The organism is Chryseobacterium gleum (assembly GCF_900636535.1).
Classification (GTDB): Bacteria; Bacteroidota; Bacteroidia; order Flavobacteriales; family Weeksellaceae; genus Chryseobacterium; species Chryseobacterium gleum.
Genome location: NZ_LR134289.1, coordinates 3778355 through 3796878 on the forward strand (window position 1 = coordinate 3778355; position 18524 = coordinate 3796878).

Annotated in this window: 13 protein-coding genes; 8 read left to right on the top strand and 5 right to left on the bottom strand. The window is 38.7% G+C overall.

What is annotated here, in order from left to right; genetic code table 11:
• Position 1 precedes the first annotated feature (1 nt).
• The 5 genes from EL165_RS17200 to EL165_RS17220 form a co-directional block, all read right to left on the bottom strand.
• Entirely contained in the window at positions 2-427 is a 426-nt protein-coding gene (locus EL165_RS17200; protein ID WP_002982612.1) for a PaaI family thioesterase, read from the bottom strand.
• A gap of 10 nt (positions 428-437) precedes the next feature.
• On the bottom strand, positions 438-1706 hold the full coding sequence (locus EL165_RS17205; RefSeq protein ID WP_002982617.1) for an acetyl-CoA C-acetyltransferase: 1269 nt from the start codon (positions 1704-1706) through the stop codon (positions 438-440).
• A gap of 10 nt (positions 1707-1716) precedes the next feature.
• Positions 1717-2322 (bottom strand): TetR/AcrR family transcriptional regulator, encoded by a 606-nt coding sequence (locus EL165_RS17210; protein WP_002982620.1) that lies wholly within the window; start codon positions 2320-2322, stop codon positions 1717-1719.
• Positions 2323-2500: 178 nt separating this feature from the next.
• Complete coding sequence (locus tag EL165_RS17215; protein ID WP_002982623.1) at positions 2501-2920, bottom strand: OsmC family protein; 420 nt, start codon at positions 2918-2920, stop codon at positions 2501-2503.
• 87 nt (positions 2921-3007) lie between these two features.
• Entirely contained in the window at positions 3008-3874 is an 867-nt protein-coding gene (locus EL165_RS17220) for a helix-turn-helix domain-containing protein (protein WP_002982625.1), read from the bottom strand.
• A gap of 202 nt (positions 3875-4076) precedes the next feature.
• On the opposite strand from EL165_RS17220, the gene EL165_RS17225 reads away from it, so the two are divergent.
• From EL165_RS17225 to EL165_RS17260, 8 genes are all read left to right on the top strand, one after another.
• Entirely contained in the window at positions 4077-4955 is an 879-nt protein-coding gene (locus EL165_RS17225; protein ID WP_002982631.1) for an AraC family transcriptional regulator, read from the top strand.
• A 386-nt stretch (positions 4956-5341) separates the two neighbouring features.
• Positions 5342-8299, top strand: a complete 2958-nt coding sequence (locus EL165_RS17230; RefSeq protein ID WP_002982635.1) for a SusC/RagA family TonB-linked outer membrane protein — start codon at positions 5342-5344, stop codon at positions 8297-8299.
• Positions 8300-8309: 10 nt separating this feature from the next.
• The gene (locus tag EL165_RS17235) at positions 8310-9932 is read left to right on the top strand and encodes a SusD/RagB family nutrient-binding outer membrane lipoprotein (RefSeq protein WP_002982638.1); all 1623 of its coding nucleotides are present in this window, start codon (positions 8310-8312) and stop codon (positions 9930-9932) included.
• Positions 9933-10106: 174 nt separating this feature from the next.
• Positions 10107-11405: an MFS transporter gene (locus EL165_RS17240; RefSeq protein WP_002982640.1), complete on the top strand. Its 1299-nt coding sequence runs from the start codon at positions 10107-10109 to the stop codon at positions 11403-11405.
• Positions 11406-11438: 33 nt separating this feature from the next.
• Entirely contained in the window at positions 11439-12410 is a 972-nt protein-coding gene (locus tag EL165_RS17245; protein ID WP_002982641.1) for a glycoside hydrolase family 130 protein, read from the top strand.
• Positions 12411-12539: 129 nt separating this feature from the next.
• On the top strand, positions 12540-14771 hold the full coding sequence (locus tag EL165_RS17250; RefSeq protein WP_041462028.1) for a GH92 family glycosyl hydrolase: 2232 nt from the start codon (positions 12540-12542) through the stop codon (positions 14769-14771).
• A gap of 31 nt (positions 14772-14802) precedes the next feature.
• The gene (locus tag EL165_RS17255; protein ID WP_002982646.1) at positions 14803-16230 is read left to right on the top strand and encodes a glycoside hydrolase family 125 protein; all 1428 of its coding nucleotides are present in this window, start codon (positions 14803-14805) and stop codon (positions 16228-16230) included.
• Positions 16231-16339: 109 nt separating this feature from the next.
• Positions 16340-18493, top strand: coding sequence for an endo-beta-N-acetylglucosaminidase H (locus EL165_RS17260; protein ID WP_002982649.1), 2154 nt, complete (start codon positions 16340-16342; stop codon positions 18491-18493).
• Positions 18494-18524: the final 31 nt, after the last annotated feature.

Consider the following 18524-nt stretch of genomic DNA (forward strand, 5'->3'; position numbering starts at 1 on the left):
CTTAGTTATTGATTTTGAATAAATTTGAGGTTCCTCTTGCGATTAATCTTGTTTTGTCTGCGTTCCATATTTCGCATTGTGCATTGACGAATTGCTTACCTCTTTTAATGATTTTAGTTTCGGCTACAATATTATCATTTTCTTTTGCAGTTGAAAAATAATCGATGACATTATTTATAGTGGTAATGAAAGAATTTTCATTTAAAGAAAACATGGTGGCACCAATGATATCATCTACAATAGCAGCGGTAACTCCACCGTGAAGGTTTCCGACAGGGTTCAGCCATTCCGGTCTTACGGTATATTGAAACTCCAGCTGACCTTCTTCAGCAGAAATAACAACAGGATTAAGCCATTTCATAAAAGGAGAGGGTGACTGGTCAAATTCTTTTCCGATGAATTGTTTTAATTGTGCTAATCTATCCATACTTACGTTTTTATTTTTCTAAAATCATCGTTACTCCCTGTCCACGGGCGGCACAGATGGATATAAACCCTTTTCCGCTGCCTTTTTCATGAAGTAATTTTGCCAGGGTTGCAATAATTCTTCCACCTGTTGCGGCAAAAGGATGCGCGGCTGCAAGACTTCCTCCTTTTACATTCAGTTTACTTCTGTCTATTTTTCCTAGGGCTTTCTCCAGTCCGAATTTTTTGGCAAGCTCATCATTTTCCCAAATCTTTATGGTAGCTAAAACCTGTGCGGCAAATGCTTCATGAATTTCATAATAATCGAAATCAGAAAGATTCATACCTGCTTTTTTCAGCATTCTTTCTGCTGCAAAAACCGGCGCCAGGAGCAGATCCTGTTTATTTTCAACATATTCTATTCCGGCAAGCTCTGAAAAGCTGATATAAGCTAAAACAGGAAGATCATTGGCTTTTGCCCATTCCTCACTGGCCAGCAAAACTGCTGAAGCTCCGTCTGTAAATGGAGTTGAATTTCCGGCCGTTAAAGTTCCGTTCTGCTTGTCGAAAGCAGGTTTCAGCTGTGAAAGCTTTTCAATACTGCTGTCACGTCTTAGGTTATTATCTTTATCCAGACCGAAAGCTGGAGTGACCATATCATCAAAGAATCCTTCATCATAAGCTTTTGCCATATTCTGGTGGCTTTTTAATGCTAATTCATCCTGTTCCTGTCTTGATATATTGTAATATTTTGCAGTAATTTCTGTATGTTCACCCATAACAAGGCCTGTCTTGGGTTCCTGTCCTTTATAGGGAATAGGCATCCAGTCTTTCAGTTTCGGGCTCAGTAATTGTTTTAATTTTCCGAATGCTGACTTTTCTTTGTTAGCCTTCAGCAGGGCTTTTCTCAAACGGGGTGAAGATTCAAAAGGAATATTGCTCATGGCTTCCACACCACATGCAATACCACAGTCTATCTGGCCCAGGGCAATTTTATTTCCAATATAAATAGCTGCCTCAATTCCAGTGTCGCATGCCTGTTGAAGATCACATGCAGGAGTTGCAGGATCCAGCGTTGTATTCATCACGGTTTCTCTGATGAGGTTGCTTTCAGAAATGTGTTTAATTACAGCACCGCCGGCCACTTCCCCGAGTCGTTTTCCTTTAAGACGATAACGGTCTATCAATCCGTTCAGAGAAGCAAGAAGGAGATCCTGGTTCCCCTGTTCCGAATAAGCGGTATTCATTCTGGCAAAAGGAATTCTGTTGTATCCTACAATAGCCACTTTTTTTGTTTCCATATGGTATAATTTATGATGGAAGAATGTTGAGTTCATGATCAATCATTTGGGCAACTTTATCTAAAGCATGGTTGAGATAACTTTGATCACCCATTGTTTTTGACAGCAGAATGCCGCCTTCAATAAGCATAATGAAAAGGGAAGCATACTGCTCAGCACTGATCCTTTTATCAATTTCCCCCTTACTTTGTCCTGCTGCAATTGTATCTGATATTTTTATCATCCACTGCTCAAAAGACCTTTTTACCTGGGCTCTTAAGGCTGGAAAGGAATCATCTGCTTCTGTTGCAGCATTCATCAAAGGACATCCTCCGTTCGCAAAGACAAACTTCCAGTTTTTTCTGTAGAAATCTACAAATGCATGAAGTTTATCCAGAGACGTGGGGAATTCATCACCAAAGGAACGGCTGAGCGTTTTACTCAATACTCCGGCATTATATTTATAAACCTCAATGGCCACTTCATCTTTATTTTCAAAATTTCCGTAAATACTGCCTTTCGTCAGTCCGGTTGCCTGGGTAATGTCTGACAGCGATGTGGAAATGTAACCCTTGGTATTAAAAAGAGTTGCTGTTTTCTCAATGATATGCTGTTTTGTTTTTTCTGCCTTCGACATTATAAATGTTTAAATATGCTGCAAATATACAAAAATATACCATTCGGTATATTTTATCTGAAAAAGTTTATTCCGATAAATATTTAGCTTATAGGCTTTGGCCAAAGTCAATGGATTCTTGTTTTAAATAAAAAACGGGCTAAAGCCCGTTCCTTATGATGTTGAATGAAAACCTGGATTAGTTTTCCAAAGTAGCATTCAATGTAATTTCAAAGTTGAATGCAGCACTTACAGGGCATCCTTCTTCTGCAATTTTAGCGAATTTCTGGAATTCTTCTTCTGAGATTCCAGGAACCTTAGCGGTTAATGTCAGTTCAGATTTTGTAATCTTTCCAATGTTGGGATCTAAAGTGATGACAGAAGTTGTTTTTAATTCTTCAGGGTTATATCCGGCTTGTGAAAGCTCTGCATCCAGTTTCATAGTGAAACATCCTGCATGGGCTGCTGCCAGCAATTCTTCAGGATTTGTCCCTACACCATCTGCAAAACGGCTGTTGAAAGAATATTGAGTCTGGTTTAAAGTTGTACTCTGAGTAGTTAAGTGTCCTTTTCCTTCTTTGATAGTACCGTTCCAAACGGCTGTTGCGTTACGTCTCATAATGTTTGTTTTTTATTTTTAATATTGTTTGATTTTGATGTTACAAAGGTAGGTCAGAGGTTGGGCGTATTCAATAGATAAAAAGACTTAAATATTGTACTTTTTTCCCGAAGTGTAATTTTTTTTAAAATTGGCCGGTGTATTTCCTGTTTTGTTGGTGAAAAGGCGGTTGAAATAAGCAGGATCTTCATATCCCAGGTCGTAGGCAATTTCTTTTACAGGCTTGTCTGTATAAAAAAGCAATCGTTTTGCTTCCAGTAAAATTCTGTTGATGATAAACTGATTGGGAGATTCGAGATTTAGATGTTTAAATTTATGGGTTAAAGTTTTCGGAGCCATATGAAGCAGTTCTGCATAATCAGCGACGTTATGCTTTTCCCTGAAATGAATTTCAAGAAGCCTGCTGAAATCCCTGAAAATATCAAGCTCGCTGCCAGGAATTCTGAAGCTATCATTATCTAAATTTTGTTTTTTCCATTTCCGCGTAGCCCGGATGATAATCTGTTTTACATAGGTTCTTATCATTTCTTCTGCTGAGGAATCTTTCCATTCAAGTTCATCCTGAATATTCTGAAACAGGGATTTTATAAGAGCCGTTTCAGAATGATCAAGCTCCACAAAAGGAATTTCAAATACATTATGAAAGAGTAGCCCGTCACAAGCCACTTCTTTATCATGAATCTGGATGCAGTAAAAATCGCGGTTATAAAAGAGAAGAATTGATTCCTCTTTCCCTTTTTGTATGCTTAGATGCTGGTTGGTTAGAAAAAACAGGGAAGGTTTTTGGGTTTTGTAATGGTTAAAATCGACCGTAAGTTCATATCCGGCAGGAATAAAAAATATTTTAATATCTGTTCTGAACCGATCCCCGCTGAAATCCTTCAGGCTTCCCTCTGAAAATATCTCCAGTCCGAGTCTTTTATAATGATCTTCAAAAATAAGCGGTTGCGGCATACTTTAACTTTAGTTTAAAGATACAAAAATGCAGGATTTGAACGATATTAAATTACTGAAACCCAAATTTCTGATATCTGATCTACAGAATTTGGAACAAAATAAATCGAAAATAAGTTTTTACATTGATATTATTTTATCATTTTTACAAAGATTTGTACTGTGATCCCTATTCGTAAACCCTTTTTTCAAAACTGCCTGTATGAGCAAATTAGAAAATATTCTGAGAGAAATAACTCCACTATCTCCCGAGGATAGCTTTCTCGTATTTGACAGGATTAAAGCTTCTTTTGACTTTCCTTACCATTACCATCCTGAGATTGAAATTAATTTTGTTTATAAAGGAAAGGGTTATCGTAGGATGATAGGTGATCATACAGGAGAAATTGGTAATCTGGAATTGGTTCTTGTAGGGCCCAATTTACCGCATTGCTGGGCAAACTACCGGTGTAAAAACAGAAAAACCCACGAAATCACCATACAGTTCAATCAGGATTTCTTTAATCAGTCCATGATGCAGAAAAATATCCTGAAACCCATCAATAACCTGATGAAAGACTCTATCAGAGGGATTCTTTTTTCTGAGGAAACAGCTGAAAAACTAAAAGACTCGTTTCTCAACCTGTCGAAAATGAACAGTTTTGAATCTTTCATAGAAATTATGAAAATTCTGAATGAACTTGCTATTGCAGAAAATAAAACGCTTCTTTCATCATACAGTATTGAGCTTGAAACTTTTGATGATAATGACAAGATGAAGATTATACATGACTTTGTGCACAAGAACTTTGAAAATAAAATAACACTGGACAAAGTAGCGTCATTGGTGAATATGAGTAATGTTACTTTCAACAGGTTTATTAAAAAAAGAACAGGGAAAACCTTTGTCAATTATCTGAATGAAATAAGGATCAGCTATGCTGCACGCTGGCTGATGGAAAAAAATCTTACTGTTTTCGAGATTGCTTTTGAAGCAGGTTTTAATAATATTGCCAATTTCAATAAGGTATTTAAGTCCATCAAAAAGACAACACCAACTGAATTTAAAGAACAATTTAAAGGAGTGAAAAAAATCGAGTGATTTTTGGAATTTGCTTTTTGATAGTAATTAATTCAGCATAAAACGTAATGAAAACCGGGTATTCGTATCCAGTTTTATTTTGGCGAAAACTAAGATAAATCCTATTTTTCTCATTGTTGATAAAGTAGTGTATTATATTGATATGTAGCCTGTTAGTTGTATTAAAATAAAAATACTGAAAAAATAATATCGTTTTATGATAAAATAGTATTATATCAGACTGGATACAAAATTTAGATTTGTGAATGTGAATTAAATCTTAACAAAACTTTAAATAATTTAATACATAAACGGAAAAATTTTGCTGAAAAAACAATAATTTTTTTTGTATTAAAAAATAAAGTAATGTCACTGATTCTCAATTAAATCTAACGAATCTATACCTTATGAGAAAAGCAGTTATACCCGTTCTGTTCGTTTTTTCACTTACTGCGAATGCACAGGAGAAAAAAACAGCCGACACTACGAAGACAACCAGTATTGAGGAGGTCGTGGTCACCTCTTTGGGGATAAAAAGGCAGGCCCGCTCTTTAACGTATTCCAGTCAGCAGATTGGCGGGGATGAGCTTACAGAAGTAAAAACTCCCAATCTATTAAATTCGATCAACGGAAAAGTTTCCAATGTGCAGATCAACAGAACCAATGGTGTAGGTAGCTCCGTAAGGGTGATTATGAGAGGAAATAAGTCTGTATCAAACAGTCAGCCACTGTATGTAATTGACGGAATTCCAATTATCAATGGCACAGGGAAATCTGCTGATATAAGTCAGTATTCCAATATGCCGGATCCAGGCGACGTGCTAAGTTCCATTAATCCTGATGATATTGAAAGCATCAACTTTCTGAAAGGAGCTTCTGCTTCTGCATTGTATGGATCTGCGGGGGGAAACGGTGCCATCCTGATCACAACAAGAAAAGGGAAATTAGGCAAGAGTTCTATTTCTTACAGTACAAGTTTAACAGTAGACAGAGCTTATAGTCTTCCAAAACTGCAGCACAGTTATCTGTCTTATGATCCCTCTGTGCCTAATCAATCTCCAGGCGATAACATTGAGAGCTGGGGAGCAAAAGGAGCATCGAAGGACTATCTTAAAGACTTTCTGCAAACCGGAACAACATGGGTAAATAGCCTTTCTTTCCAATCGGGAAATGAAAAATCAACCAATTATTTTTCCGTTGGAAATACGACAAACAAGGGGATAATTCCGATGTCTTATTTTGATCAATATAATATTTCTTTCAGAAACTCAAGTAAGTTCCTGGATGATAAATTAACATTGGATGCCAACTTTATAGGTTCTTTGCAGGACAGTAAAAACAGACAAACACCGGGAGCTTCTTTTTCACCTTTGACAAGCTTATACTGGTTACCAAGAGGAGTAGATTTTGATCAATACGGACCGGATAACTACTCTTACCTTGATAAGAAAAGACTTTTACCTGCACAAAACTGGTGGGAAGTGAAACCTGACGGAAGTTTCAAAGGAAACCCGGAAACCCAAAACCCATATTGGATTTTAAACAGAAATCCGGTTACGGTTAAAAATAAAAATGCATATAGTGCTGTTACGTTATCTTATGAAATTAATCCATGGCTGACAGCGAGAGTAAGAGGTAATTACAGCTGGAATATTTCAGACAGCCAGCGTGATATTTCTGCATACTCAGCACCAAGTTTATTAGCAGGTGGACAAAATGGAAGAATGCTTAAAAATGTTTATGAAAATTCTTCTACCTACGGTGATGTTTTGCTTGTTGGTAGCCCAAAATTAAGCGAATCTATTTCTTTAGATTTTACGCTTGGAGGAAGTGTGAATACAACCAGTAATAAAGTAACACAGGTTGACAATGCATATCTGTCTAACCCTAATTTGTTTGCATTAAACAACCTTCAATGGAACGTAGAAAGAAGTCCGGGAGATGGATACCACAATATCTATTGGAATTTAAAAAAACAAGTACGATCGGTATTTGCAAGTGCTTCCGTAGGATATAAAAATATGTTTTATGTAGATATGACCTTTAGAAATGATTGGGATTCTACTTTGGCATTAACAGGAAGAAGCGGATTTGATTATGAGTCTGTAGGAGCTAATGCGATCTTATCTTCTATTTTTAAACTTCCGGAAGTAATTAATTTCTGGAAGGTGAGAGGTTCTTATGCAACTGTAGGGTTAGGATTACCTGCCAATATTTCTAATGCAATGGTGGCATATTACAATGCATATTCGTATGGAGTAGATGCAGGAACTATTGTATATCCAAAAAGTTCATTTGTTACCAGCCGTCCAGACCTTATTCCACGACCGGAGCTTAATAAAACTTTTGAGGCAGGAACTGAGTTGAGAATGCTCAATAACAGATTAAATTTTGACATTACTTATTATAATTCCAATGCAACTAATCAGTTGTTAGAAACTACTATAGGGTCAAACTTTGGAGGAATTCCGTCAGGTTCATATTATATTAATGCCGGGAAAATACGTAACACAGGCTTTGAAGCTTCATTATCATACAAAATCTTTGGTGGCGAAAAATTCGGCTGGACAACTACATTGAATGCTTCAGCGAATAAGAATACGATTGTAGAATTATTTCCATCAAGTCTGCCCATATCAGAAAGTCAGCTGTTTGCATTAACAGGAGGAGGAGACTTTACAAAACTGAGGTTAGGTGGATCATTTGGAGATCTCTACGGAGTTAAATTCAAAAGAGATGATCAGGGGCGAATCTTGGTAGATGAAAATGGTGTTCCTCTGGGTACTACAGGAGATCCTCAGTATTTGGGCAACCCGAATCCTAAGTTTATTCTGGGTTTTAATAACTCTTTTAATATTGGTAAACTGGGAATATCTTTCCTTATCGATGGTAAATTTGGAGGCAAAGTATTGTCTCTTACGGAGAAAGCAAATGATTTATACGGAGTGAGCCAGGCTACTGCTGATGCAAGAGACGCCGGCGGAGTATCTATTCCAAATGCTGTATATGCTCCAGGCACTCCTAATGCTGGACAGGCTTATAATGGAGTTACTGATGCAAAAGCTTATTATAAAAGAACAGGTGGTGCCGGTGGTATCGGGACAGGAATTGATGAAGCTTATCTGTATAGCGCAACAACAGTTCGTCTACGTCAGGCATCAATTTCATATAGCTTTGATATTAATTCCAAATATATGAGAAATGCTACAGTAAGTCTTGTTGGAACCAATTTATTCTTCTTTTATAAAAAAGCTCCATTCGATCCGGAACAAGTATCCGGAAATACACCAGGTGGGGTAGGAGTTGATTCATTTGGACTTCCAATTACACGATCTATCGGACTATCATTAAAGGCTAACTTCTAATTTAACGAAAATGAAATTCAAAAATATTAAAATACTGGTATTAGGTGCGGTAGTTCTGATGACAGCTTCAGGATGCGGTGATCTTGATCAATATAACCAGGAGAAACTTGGAAATCCTGAGATTTTTTATGCTGATTATAATGCGGTTGTTAATCCTTTAAAATCTATTCAAAGAGGATTACAGTCAGACTATCAGTTATATCCTAATTTAAGTGCAGATATGTTCAGTGGTATGTTCAGCACAGCAACTCCTTTTAATGGAGGCAAGAACAATTTGACATATTTTATGATGGATGGTTGGAACAACAGAATTATTGCCAGACAACAGGATATTTTCAATTATTCCATCATCATAGATAATGCAGCTAAAAACTTTTATCCTGACGTAGACTTTACAGCTACATTTGCGGTAAAGAAAATATTAAAAGTAATCACAGCGGCCAGAGTATCAGATAGCCATGGTCCGGTAGTGTACAGCAAATATGAGACACCTAATGCAAACGGTGTCACTGATTTTGACTCTCAACAGGAGGCTTACCTGCATTTTATTAATGATCTTAGTGCTGCTATTATAGACCTTCAAAAGGTACAGAATATGCCAGCTAACCAAAATGAAGGTGATAAGGCTGCATTGAAAAAAGCTGATCTGGTATTTAATGGAAATATTTCTCAATGGGCCAAGCTTGCGAATTCACTAAAGCTGAGATTAGCGATGAGAATGAGTTATGCAGATCCGGCAAAATCTAAGCAATATGCTGAAGAGGCATTAGCTTCATCTGCAGGATTGATTACTGATAATGCGGATAATGCCTTGATCAGTGTAGGACAATCAGAATTGAGTTTTATCATTTACTCATGGGGAGATTGTTTAATTGGAGCACCTTTGATGGCTTATATGAACGGATATAATGATCCAAGGCTTCCTGCGTATGCTATTCCGGCATCTGATCCAAGCTTACAGGGAAAATATATAGGAATCCGTCAGGGAATAGATTTATTAAATGGTAAATCAACATACGGAGGGTTCTCACAGCCACAGGCAAAATCTGCTAACGGAGATTATTTCTCTGCTACAGATGGTAAAATGAAATTATTCACCGCTGCAGAAACATGGTTCCTTAAAGCAGAAGCTGCTTTGAGAGGATATGCAGGAGCGGGCGATATTCAAACGAACTATACCACAGGGGTTCAGCAATCTTTCGGCGAATGGGGGAAAAGTGCAAGCGTTGCTGCTTACCTTGCTGATACAACTTCTACTGAAGCTCCTTATATTGATCCGAAAAATCCGGATAATAACGTACCTGTTGGAAATCCACAGTTAAGTACCATTACCATTGCATGGAATAACAGTGATACTAACGAAAGAAAATTAGAAAGAATTATTACCCAGAAATGGCTTTCCCTTTATCCAAACGGACCGGAAGCCTGGGCAGAGCAGAGAAGAACAGGATATCCGGTTCTTTTCAAGGTAAGAAAAAATGACAGTGGAGGAGCCATCAGTACAGAGGCAATGATCAGAAGAATTCCTTTCACTATTGATACCAAAACATCATTGTATAATTACCAGCAGGCTGCTCAAATGCTGAACGGCCCTGATACCGGAGGAACCAAGCTTTGGTGGGATAAGAAATAAAAATATTCAGAATCACTCATTAATAAAGAGACATCTCAAAATCAGTTTTTTTCTGAAACAAACATTGAGGCGGGAGGATAGAGTAGAACCTCCGAAAAATTTATAGTTTCGTTTTTTAAGCCTGAATGAATCTTTTGAGATGTTCTCTTTTTCTTTAGAATCTTACTTTTAAATATGGGAAAAAACAATTCCGGAACCCGTCGGATCCAGCCAATTCTCTGGATATCCACATTATATTTTGCAATGGGAGTTCCCTTTGTAACCATTAATGCGGTTTCAGGAATTATGTATAAAGATATGGGTGTTTCGGATTCGCAGATCACATTCTGGACAGCTCTTATTCTGTTTGCATGGACATTGAAGCCGCTTTGGAGCCCTTTTCTGGAGATCTATAAAACTAAAAAGTTCTTTGTTGTTTTTACCCAGTTTGCCATAGGAATTCTGTTTGCTCTGATTGCTTTAAGTCTGCCGATGCACGACTTTTTCAAATACAGTATTGCCCTTTTTGCAGTAGTGGCATTTTGCGGAGCGACCCATGATGTTGTAGCAGATGGAACGTATATTGGCTTCCTGACCAATAAAGAACAGGCAAGATATATCGGCTGGCAGGGTGCTTTTTATAATCTGGCCAAGATTATCAGCAGTGGGGCGCTCGTTTATTTTGCCGGAGTTTTGGAAAAAACGAAAGGAGTTACCAATGCCTGGATGATCATTATGGTGATTTATGCCTTACTGTTTTTTGCATTAGCCATTTATCACTATTTCATTCTGCCGAACGAGAATAAAGAAGAGCAGAAAAAAGAAAAAACAGCCGGAAATGTCCGTAGAGAATTATTGGAAGTCATTACCTCTTTCTTTACCAAAAAAAATATTGTATGGTCTGTGCTTTTCATTATTCTGTACCGTTTTGCAGAAGGATTCGCGATCAAAATTGCCCCATTATTTTTTAAAGCTCCAAGAACTTCCGGAGGGTTAGGCTTATCAACATCAGATATAGGGCTTGTGTATGGAACTTATGGTTCTGCAGCATTTATTTTAGGTTCTGTACTGGCCGGATATTTTATCTCAGCCCGCGGACTGAAAAGATCTTTGATATGGCTGTGCTGTGCATTCAATATTCCGTTTGTGGTATATGCTTTACTGGCTTATTATCAGCCGGCTGACCTTTTACCTGTAGGAATTGCTGTAGTAGTGGAATATTTTGGATATGGATTTGGTTTTGTAGGATTAATGCTCTACATGATGCAGCAGATTGCTCCCGGAAAACACAAAACAGCGCATTATGCATTTGCAACAGGAATTATGAACCTTGGTGTCATGATTCCCGGAATGTTCAGCGGAACGATCAGTGACTGGATCGGATATAAAATGTTCTTTATCTGGGTGTTGATTGCTACCATACCCGCATTTTTGGTCACCCTATTTGTTCCTTTCCCTTATCCTGAAAATCAGAAAGAACAAGAACACAATTAATAAACAAATTTTAAATAAAAAGTTAAAAACTTTATGACAGCTCAATCAGTAATGATCCCTTGGCAGGATCGCCCGGAAGGTTGCAGTGATATTATGTGGAGGTTTTCCGAAAACCCGATCATTAACAGATACGCGATACCAACATCCAACAGTATATTCAACAGTGCGGTAATTCCTTTTGAAGATGGATTTGCCGGAGTATTCCGTTGTGATAACAAAGCAGTACAAATGAATATTTTTGCCGGTTTCAGTAAAGATGGAATCAATTGGGATATCAACCATGACCCTATTGAAATGCAGGCAGGAAATACGGATATGATTGAATCCGATTACAAATATGATCCCCGCGTAACTTTCATTGAAGACCGTTACTGGATCACATGGTGCAACGGATACAACGGTCCAACCATCGGAATCGGGTATACTTTTGATTTTAAAGAATTTTTCCAGTGCGAAAATGCCTTTCTTCCCTTCAACAGAAACGGGGTTTTATTCCCTGAAAAAATCAATGGTAAATATGCCATGTTGAGCCGTCCCAGTGATAACGGACATACACCTTTCGGAGATATTTATATCAGCTACAGCCCTGATATGAAGTACTGGGGAGAACACCGTTGCGTGATGAAAGTAACGCCTTTTGAAGACAGTGCATGGCAGTGTACAAAAATCGGAGGTGGACCGGTTCCTATCAAAACAGAAGAAGGATGGCTGCTTTTCTATCATGGAGTGATCAATACCTGCAGGGGATTCAGATATTCAATGGGAGCAGCTTTGCTTGATCTTGAAGATCCTACGAAAGTATTGTACAGAACGAAGCCTTATCTATTAGCTCCGGCAGAGTCATATGAACTGACAGGAGATGTACCGAATGTGGTTTTCCCTTGCGCCGCATTGACAGAAGGAGATAAAGTAGCGGTATATTACGGTGCTGCTGATACTGTGGTTGCTATTGCTTTTGGATATATCTCAGAAATCATTGATTTTATGAAAAAGAATTCAATTTAATACAGTAATATAAGTTTAGGAAAAATAGGTTAATCATTTTAATTTTCCTTTGTTTTCTGGGAATTGTATAATGGTTTTCCTATTTTTAAACCAACTTTAAAACAAAAAAATTCCGATACCTCTCTTATCATGAAAAAAGAACTGTTAATCTGCTTTTTTACCACCTTGATTTCTGTAGCTAATGCCCAGCAAAATAAAAATGATGTTTTATCATGGGTAGATCCTTTCATAGGAACAGGAGGTCATGGACATACATTTCCCGGGGCAACCACACCATTCGGGATGATTCAGTTAAGCCCGGATCAGAATACAAAAAGTGGCGACTGGGACTGGTGCTCAGGATACCACTACAGCAGCAAAACGATCATGGGATTCAGTCATAACCATCTTAGCGGAACAGGTTGGGCAGACCTTGGAGATATTCTAGTAATGCCAACGGTAGGACAGGTAAAAATGGTTCCGGGATCAGAAGACCAACCGGAAACAGGTTATCGTTCAAAATTTACCCATGATAAAGAAGTAGCGTCTCCCGGATATTACTCTGTAATGCTGGATAGCTATGGAATTAAAGCAGAGCTCACTGCTTCTCCAAGAGTCGGATTTCATAAATATACTTTCCCAAAGAGTAGTGAAGCCAATATCATTATTGATCCTACCAATAAGATCTTCGGAAATATCTACCATACTTTAGTGAGTGTGGAAGGCAATAATAAAATCAAAGGATACTGCTACAGCAACGGCTGGGGAGGTAAACGGTTTGCTTACTTTGTGATGGAGTTTTCCAAACCGTTTAAGTCTTATGGCGTTTATGCTGACGGAAAAATCAAAAATGATGAAAAAATTGCCCTTGCCAAAGATGCTAAAGCTTTTGTAAGATTTTCCACAGAAGATCAGGAAAGCATTGAAGTAAAAGTATCTTTATCTCCGGTAAGCACAGAAAATGCACAGGAAAATTTCGATACCGAAGCAAAAAATATTGATTTTGCGAAAGCGAAAGAAACAGCACAAAAAACCTGGAGAGATCTGATCGGCAGATTTCAGGTGACAGGAGGAACGGATAGCCAGAGAAAAATTTTCTACACGGGAGTTTACCATACCTTCATTGCACCAAATTTATACATGGACGTGAATGGAGATTATGTTGCCGCTCAGGAAAACATGAATACCAAATGGTTCACCAACTACAGCACGTATTCTTACTGGGATGGATTCAGAGCGACACATCCATTATTGACCATTATGGATCAGAAACATACAAAAGAATTTGCCAATTCTCTGATCAGCAGATACACAGATCGTAAAGATCACATGCCAATCTGGGAGCTTTGCGGATATGATAACTTCTGTATGTTAGGATATCACAGTGCCTCGGTAATCTGGGATGCGATTTCAAAAGGGGTTCCCGGCATTGATGCCGAAAAAGCATTTGCTGCAATGAAAGATGCTTCTTTAACGGATAAAATGAGCAGCAGCGACGGTGGCGGAGGTCTTAATGATTATATCAGATTAGGATACACACCATCAGAAAACGGAGCTTCAGTTTCAGCAACGCTGGAATATGCCTATGATGACTGGTGTATTCAACAGCTGGCAGAAAAATTGGGTAAAAAAGAAGAGTCGGAAGTGTATAAAAAACGTTCTATGAACTTCCTGAATACTTTTAATAAAGAAAATAATCACTTCTGGCCAAGACAAAAAGACGGAAAATTCTTAGCGGATTTTGTTCTTAATGACTGGAAAAAACTGCAGCCACACTGGGTTTCCGGGAATATCTGGGCCTATGATTTCTTTGTTCCGCACCAGATTGATGAAATGATGAATCTGTATGGCGGGAAAAAAGGATTTGAAGAAAAACTGGATAAAACCTTCACAGAAGCACTTCATATGGAAGGTGAACAGCACGTAGATATTTCAGGATTCATTGGATCTTTGGGATTTGGGGATGAACCGGGACATCATGTTCCGTACCTGTATAACTATGCAGGAAGTCCTTATAAGACTCAGAAAATGGTAAAATACATCCGTGACAATATGTATGCAGCAAAACCTGATGGAATTGTGAATAACGAAGACTGCGGTCAAATGTCAGCATGGTATATCTTCTCATCATTAGGATTCTATCCTGTAACACCTGGGAAACCTGTTTATGCCATCGGAGCCCCACAATTCACGAAAGCTTCTTTAAAATTAGAAAATGGGAAAACTTTTACTGTAATCGCTGACAAGATCTCTGACAAGAATATCTATGTTCAGAAAATGTTCCTGAACGGAAAAGAATACAAAAGCTGGGAGCTGAACCACAGCGACATCATGAACGGTGGCGAACTGAGATTCGTAATGGGAAGTAAACCGGTAAAATAAGAATCATAAAATAAACGAAATAAAAGTATCAATGGAAAGGAGAAATTTTATTAAAACAAGTGCACTGGCAGGAGCCGGACTGCTGTTTACCCAAAATGTTTTTGCTAAAAATTTAGTGCTGGACGATTTTCCTGTTGTCCGTGTTCCTAAAGATAAAAGACATTTTACCAGCGAATCCGTAGAAAGTGCTATTGCAGCGTTTAAGAAGAAAGTAAAAAACAAAGAGCTGAGCTGGCTTTTTGAAAACTGCTTCCCGAATACATTAGATACTACTGTTTACTATACAGAAACCAATGGAGCTCCGGATACTTACGTCATCACCGGGGACATTGATGCCATGTGGCTTCGTGATAGCTCGGCACAGGTTTTTCCTTACCTGCAGTTCTCTAAGAAAGATGAAAAGCTACACAAGCTGATCTCGGGAGTTATCCACAAACAGACGACTTTCATCCTGAAAGATCCTTATGCGAACGCTTTCTACAACGATGACCAAAAGATCAGCAAATGGAAAGAATATGACCATACCGATATGAAGCCGGGAACCCATGAAAGAAAATGGGAAATCGACTCCCTTTGCTATCCTATCCGCCTTGCATACCACTTCTGGAAAACAACAGGAGATACAAAACCTTTTGATGCCAACTGGCTGAAAGGAATTCAACTTACCCTGCAGACCTTTACAGAACAGCAGAGAAAACATGACCTAGGGCCTTACAAATTCGAGCGTACAACGGCTTGGGCAACAGACGGCGTTCCTATGGGAGGATATGGTTACCCAACAAAACCTGTGGGGTTGATCAGCTCTATGTTCCGTCCAAGTGATGATGCTACCATTTACGGATTCCTGATCCCTTCCAACTTATTTGCAGTGGTAAGCTTACGCCAGGCTGCGGAAATGGTTTCACAGATTAAAAATGAAAGAACGTTGGCTCAGCAGTTGAACAGCCTTGCTGATGAGGTAGAGGCAGCCATCAAAAAATATGGAATTTATAATCATCCTGAATTTGGAAAAATTTATGCTTTTGAAGTAAATGGCTTCGGAAGCTACAACCTGATGGATGACGCGAACTGTCCAAGCTTGCTGGGACTACCTTATCTGGATGCGGTGAAAGCTGATGACCCTGTATATTTGAATACAAGAAAATTTGTGTGGTCAGAAAACAACCCGTTCTTCTTCAAAGGTAAGCTGGCAGAGGGAATAGGAGGTCCGCATATCGGACTTGACATGATCTGGCCAATGAGTATCATCATGAAGGCACTCACTACCAAAGATAAAAGTGAGATCAGATGGTGTATTGATACTCTACAGAAAACGCACGGCGGGACAGGCTTTATGCATGAATCCTTCCATAAAGACGATGCCAAAAAATTCACCAGAGAATGGTTTGCATGGGCCAATACATTATTCGGTGAATTGCTATGGAAAACCTTTAACGAAAACCCTGAGCTACTGACATAGCACACCCTTTTATATGGCATATTTATCTGAGATTCCTTTCCGAAAAAGAAGGTATCAGGGGAATGCTATATAAAATTCAGACACCAAAACACCTTAAAAAAATTATACAATGAAAAAAAAATCCATCTTTGCCACACTGATTGCCATGATGCTTCAGTCAGGTTCTCTGATCAACGCACAGCAGCTTAGCCCTACAGGGATATGCTATGTGGAAGTGAATAACAACAACCTCCTGAATGCGGGAGCGTACAAACTGCAGACATCAAACAGCTACCTGTTTAATGTTGTGAATATCTTTGCGGCCAATATTAATTATGATACCAGCCGTGGAAGAGCCTATCTCTATTCCAATAATAATGTTACCAAGGTTCTTACCAATGCAGATACCTACATAAAGCCCCTTCAGCAGAAAGGAATGAAAGTAGTACTCACTATTTTGGGGAACCATCAGGGAGCGGGAATCTGTAATTTTCCTACCCGTGAAGCAGCAAAAGACTTTGCATTACAGCTTGCCAATACAGTGAATACTTACGGTCTTGATGGAATTGATTTTGATGATGAATACTCAGAATATGGAAATAACGGAACAGGGCAGCCTAATGACAGTTCCTTTGTAATGCTTGTTCAGGAACTCAGAGCATTATTACCGAATAAGATTATTTCATTCTACTATTATGGTCCCGCAGCTTCAAGACTTTCCTGGAACGGAGCCAGAGTAGGAGATAATGTTAACTACAGCTGGAATGCGATGTATGGAACCTTCTCCGCTCCCAATGTACCTCCTCTCACCAAAGCACAAATTTCTCCTGCAGCGGTTTGGATGGGAAATACTTCCAATTCTACCACCACCAGCCTGGCCACTCAAACTAAAAACGGCGGATACGGCGTATTCATGTGGTATGATTTGCATGGAACCAATGAAACAGCACAGCTTTCAGCAGGAACTCAGACATTGTACGGAGAACCTACTGTTTTAAGCGGTACTTTACAGTCCTGGACACAGGGAACCAATTGTGATGCCCCTATCGGATTATATACAAGCAATCTTACAGGAACAAGCGCGAAACTGAATTGGTCAGCTGTAGGAACCAATACCTATGATGTTGATTATAAACCCGCTTCTTCAACTACCTGGACAAATGCAGTAACAGCAACAAGTTCTACTTCTGTAACGATTTCCGGATTAACAGCTAATACTGATTACGACTGGAGAATCAGAACCAATTGCAGCGTGAAAAGTGCCTATATGTTTGCGCCAAGATTTACCAGTGCCTCAGGAACCACTCCTACAGGATCTTATGCTTTGTCTCTGGATGGAAGTACAGAATCAGGAGCTGCCGGAAGTATGAATCTAAGCGGTTCAGCATTGTCTTTTGAAGGTTGGATCAAACCTTCTTCATTCAAATCGGCTTCTCCATATATTTCTTCTATTATGGGAACTGAAGTAAGCGACAGCAATTCTGCGTTCTTACGATTAGGAGACGCCGGTCTGGCCAATAATAAACTGCAATTTGTAGTCAGTATTAATAATGTACAGCAAAAACTGGCCTCTGCAACAGCTTTAAATGCCAATACATGGTATCATGTAGCTGCAACGTATGATGGAGCCAATATGAAAATCTATATCAATGGTGTTCTGGATGCCACTAAAGCACAAACCGGAAGTGTAAATTCAACAGGAGCATTCAATGTAGGATATTTATACAACACGTCAAGGAACTTCAATGGAAAAATAGATGAGGTAAGAGTATGGAAACGTGCACTAAGCCAAACGGAAATCAGTCAGAATATGTGTAATGTATCTGTTCCGGCTACTTCACTGGCTGCTTACTGGAAGTTTAACGAAGGAAGTGGTTCTACCGTTCAGGATACTTCAGGAAACGGAGTGACTTTAACGTTGACAGGCGTAGACTCTTCTAATTGGGGAACAGATCTGCCATGTGCAACGGGAAGTTCCCTATTGGCAAGAAATGCTTCGAGCCAAAAGACAATAAGTGAAGGGCAGATAAATGGTAAAAATCAAATCAAATTATATCCTAATCCGGTAAGCAAATCTTCATCACTTACGGTCTCTGTTCCGGATGAATATAGTAAAGGAAAATTAACGGTTTATGATTATAACGGAAGAATTGTAGACACCCAATCACTGAACTCAGGAAACAATCAATATGAATTGAACAGAATTTCAGCAGGAAACTACATTGTTCAGTTTGAATCTCATGACGGAAACCTGAAACAGTCAGAAAAACTAATTGTAAAATAATAACCAGGTCATTGGGCTTCGGCCCAATGAT

Coding starts and splice junctions, on each gene's coding strand:
- EL165_RS17225 (WP_002982631.1), top strand. CDS start 4,077: ATGAGCAAATTAGAAAATATTCTGAGAGAAATAACTCCACTATCTCCC.
- EL165_RS17230 (WP_002982635.1), top strand. CDS start 5,342: ATGAGAAAAGCAGTTATACCCGTTCTGTTCGTTTTTTCACTTACTGCG.
- EL165_RS17210 (WP_002982620.1), bottom strand. CDS start 2,322: ATGTCGAAGGCAGAAAAAACAAAACAGCATATCATTGAGAAAACAGCA.
- EL165_RS17250 (WP_041462028.1), top strand. CDS start 12,540: ATGAAAAAAGAACTGTTAATCTGCTTTTTTACCACCTTGATTTCTGTA.
- EL165_RS17220 (WP_002982625.1), bottom strand. CDS start 3,874: ATGCCGCAACCGCTTATTTTTGAAGATCATTATAAAAGACTCGGACTG.
- EL165_RS17205 (WP_002982617.1), bottom strand. CDS start 1,706: ATGGAAACAAAAAAAGTGGCTATTGTAGGATACAACAGAATTCCTTTT.
- EL165_RS17260 (WP_002982649.1), top strand. CDS start 16,340: ATGAAAAAAAAATCCATCTTTGCCACACTGATTGCCATGATGCTTCAG.
- EL165_RS17240 (WP_002982640.1), top strand. CDS start 10,107: ATGGGAAAAAACAATTCCGGAACCCGTCGGATCCAGCCAATTCTCTGG.
- EL165_RS17215 (WP_002982623.1), bottom strand. CDS start 2,920: ATGAGACGTAACGCAACAGCCGTTTGGAACGGTACTATCAAAGAAGGA.
- EL165_RS17235 (WP_002982638.1), top strand. CDS start 8,310: ATGAAATTCAAAAATATTAAAATACTGGTATTAGGTGCGGTAGTTCTG.
- EL165_RS17200 (WP_002982612.1), bottom strand. CDS start 427: ATGGATAGATTAGCACAATTAAAACAATTCATCGGAAAAGAATTTGAC.
- EL165_RS17255 (WP_002982646.1), top strand. CDS start 14,803: ATGGAAAGGAGAAATTTTATTAAAACAAGTGCACTGGCAGGAGCCGGA.
- EL165_RS17245 (WP_002982641.1), top strand. CDS start 11,439: ATGACAGCTCAATCAGTAATGATCCCTTGGCAGGATCGCCCGGAAGGT.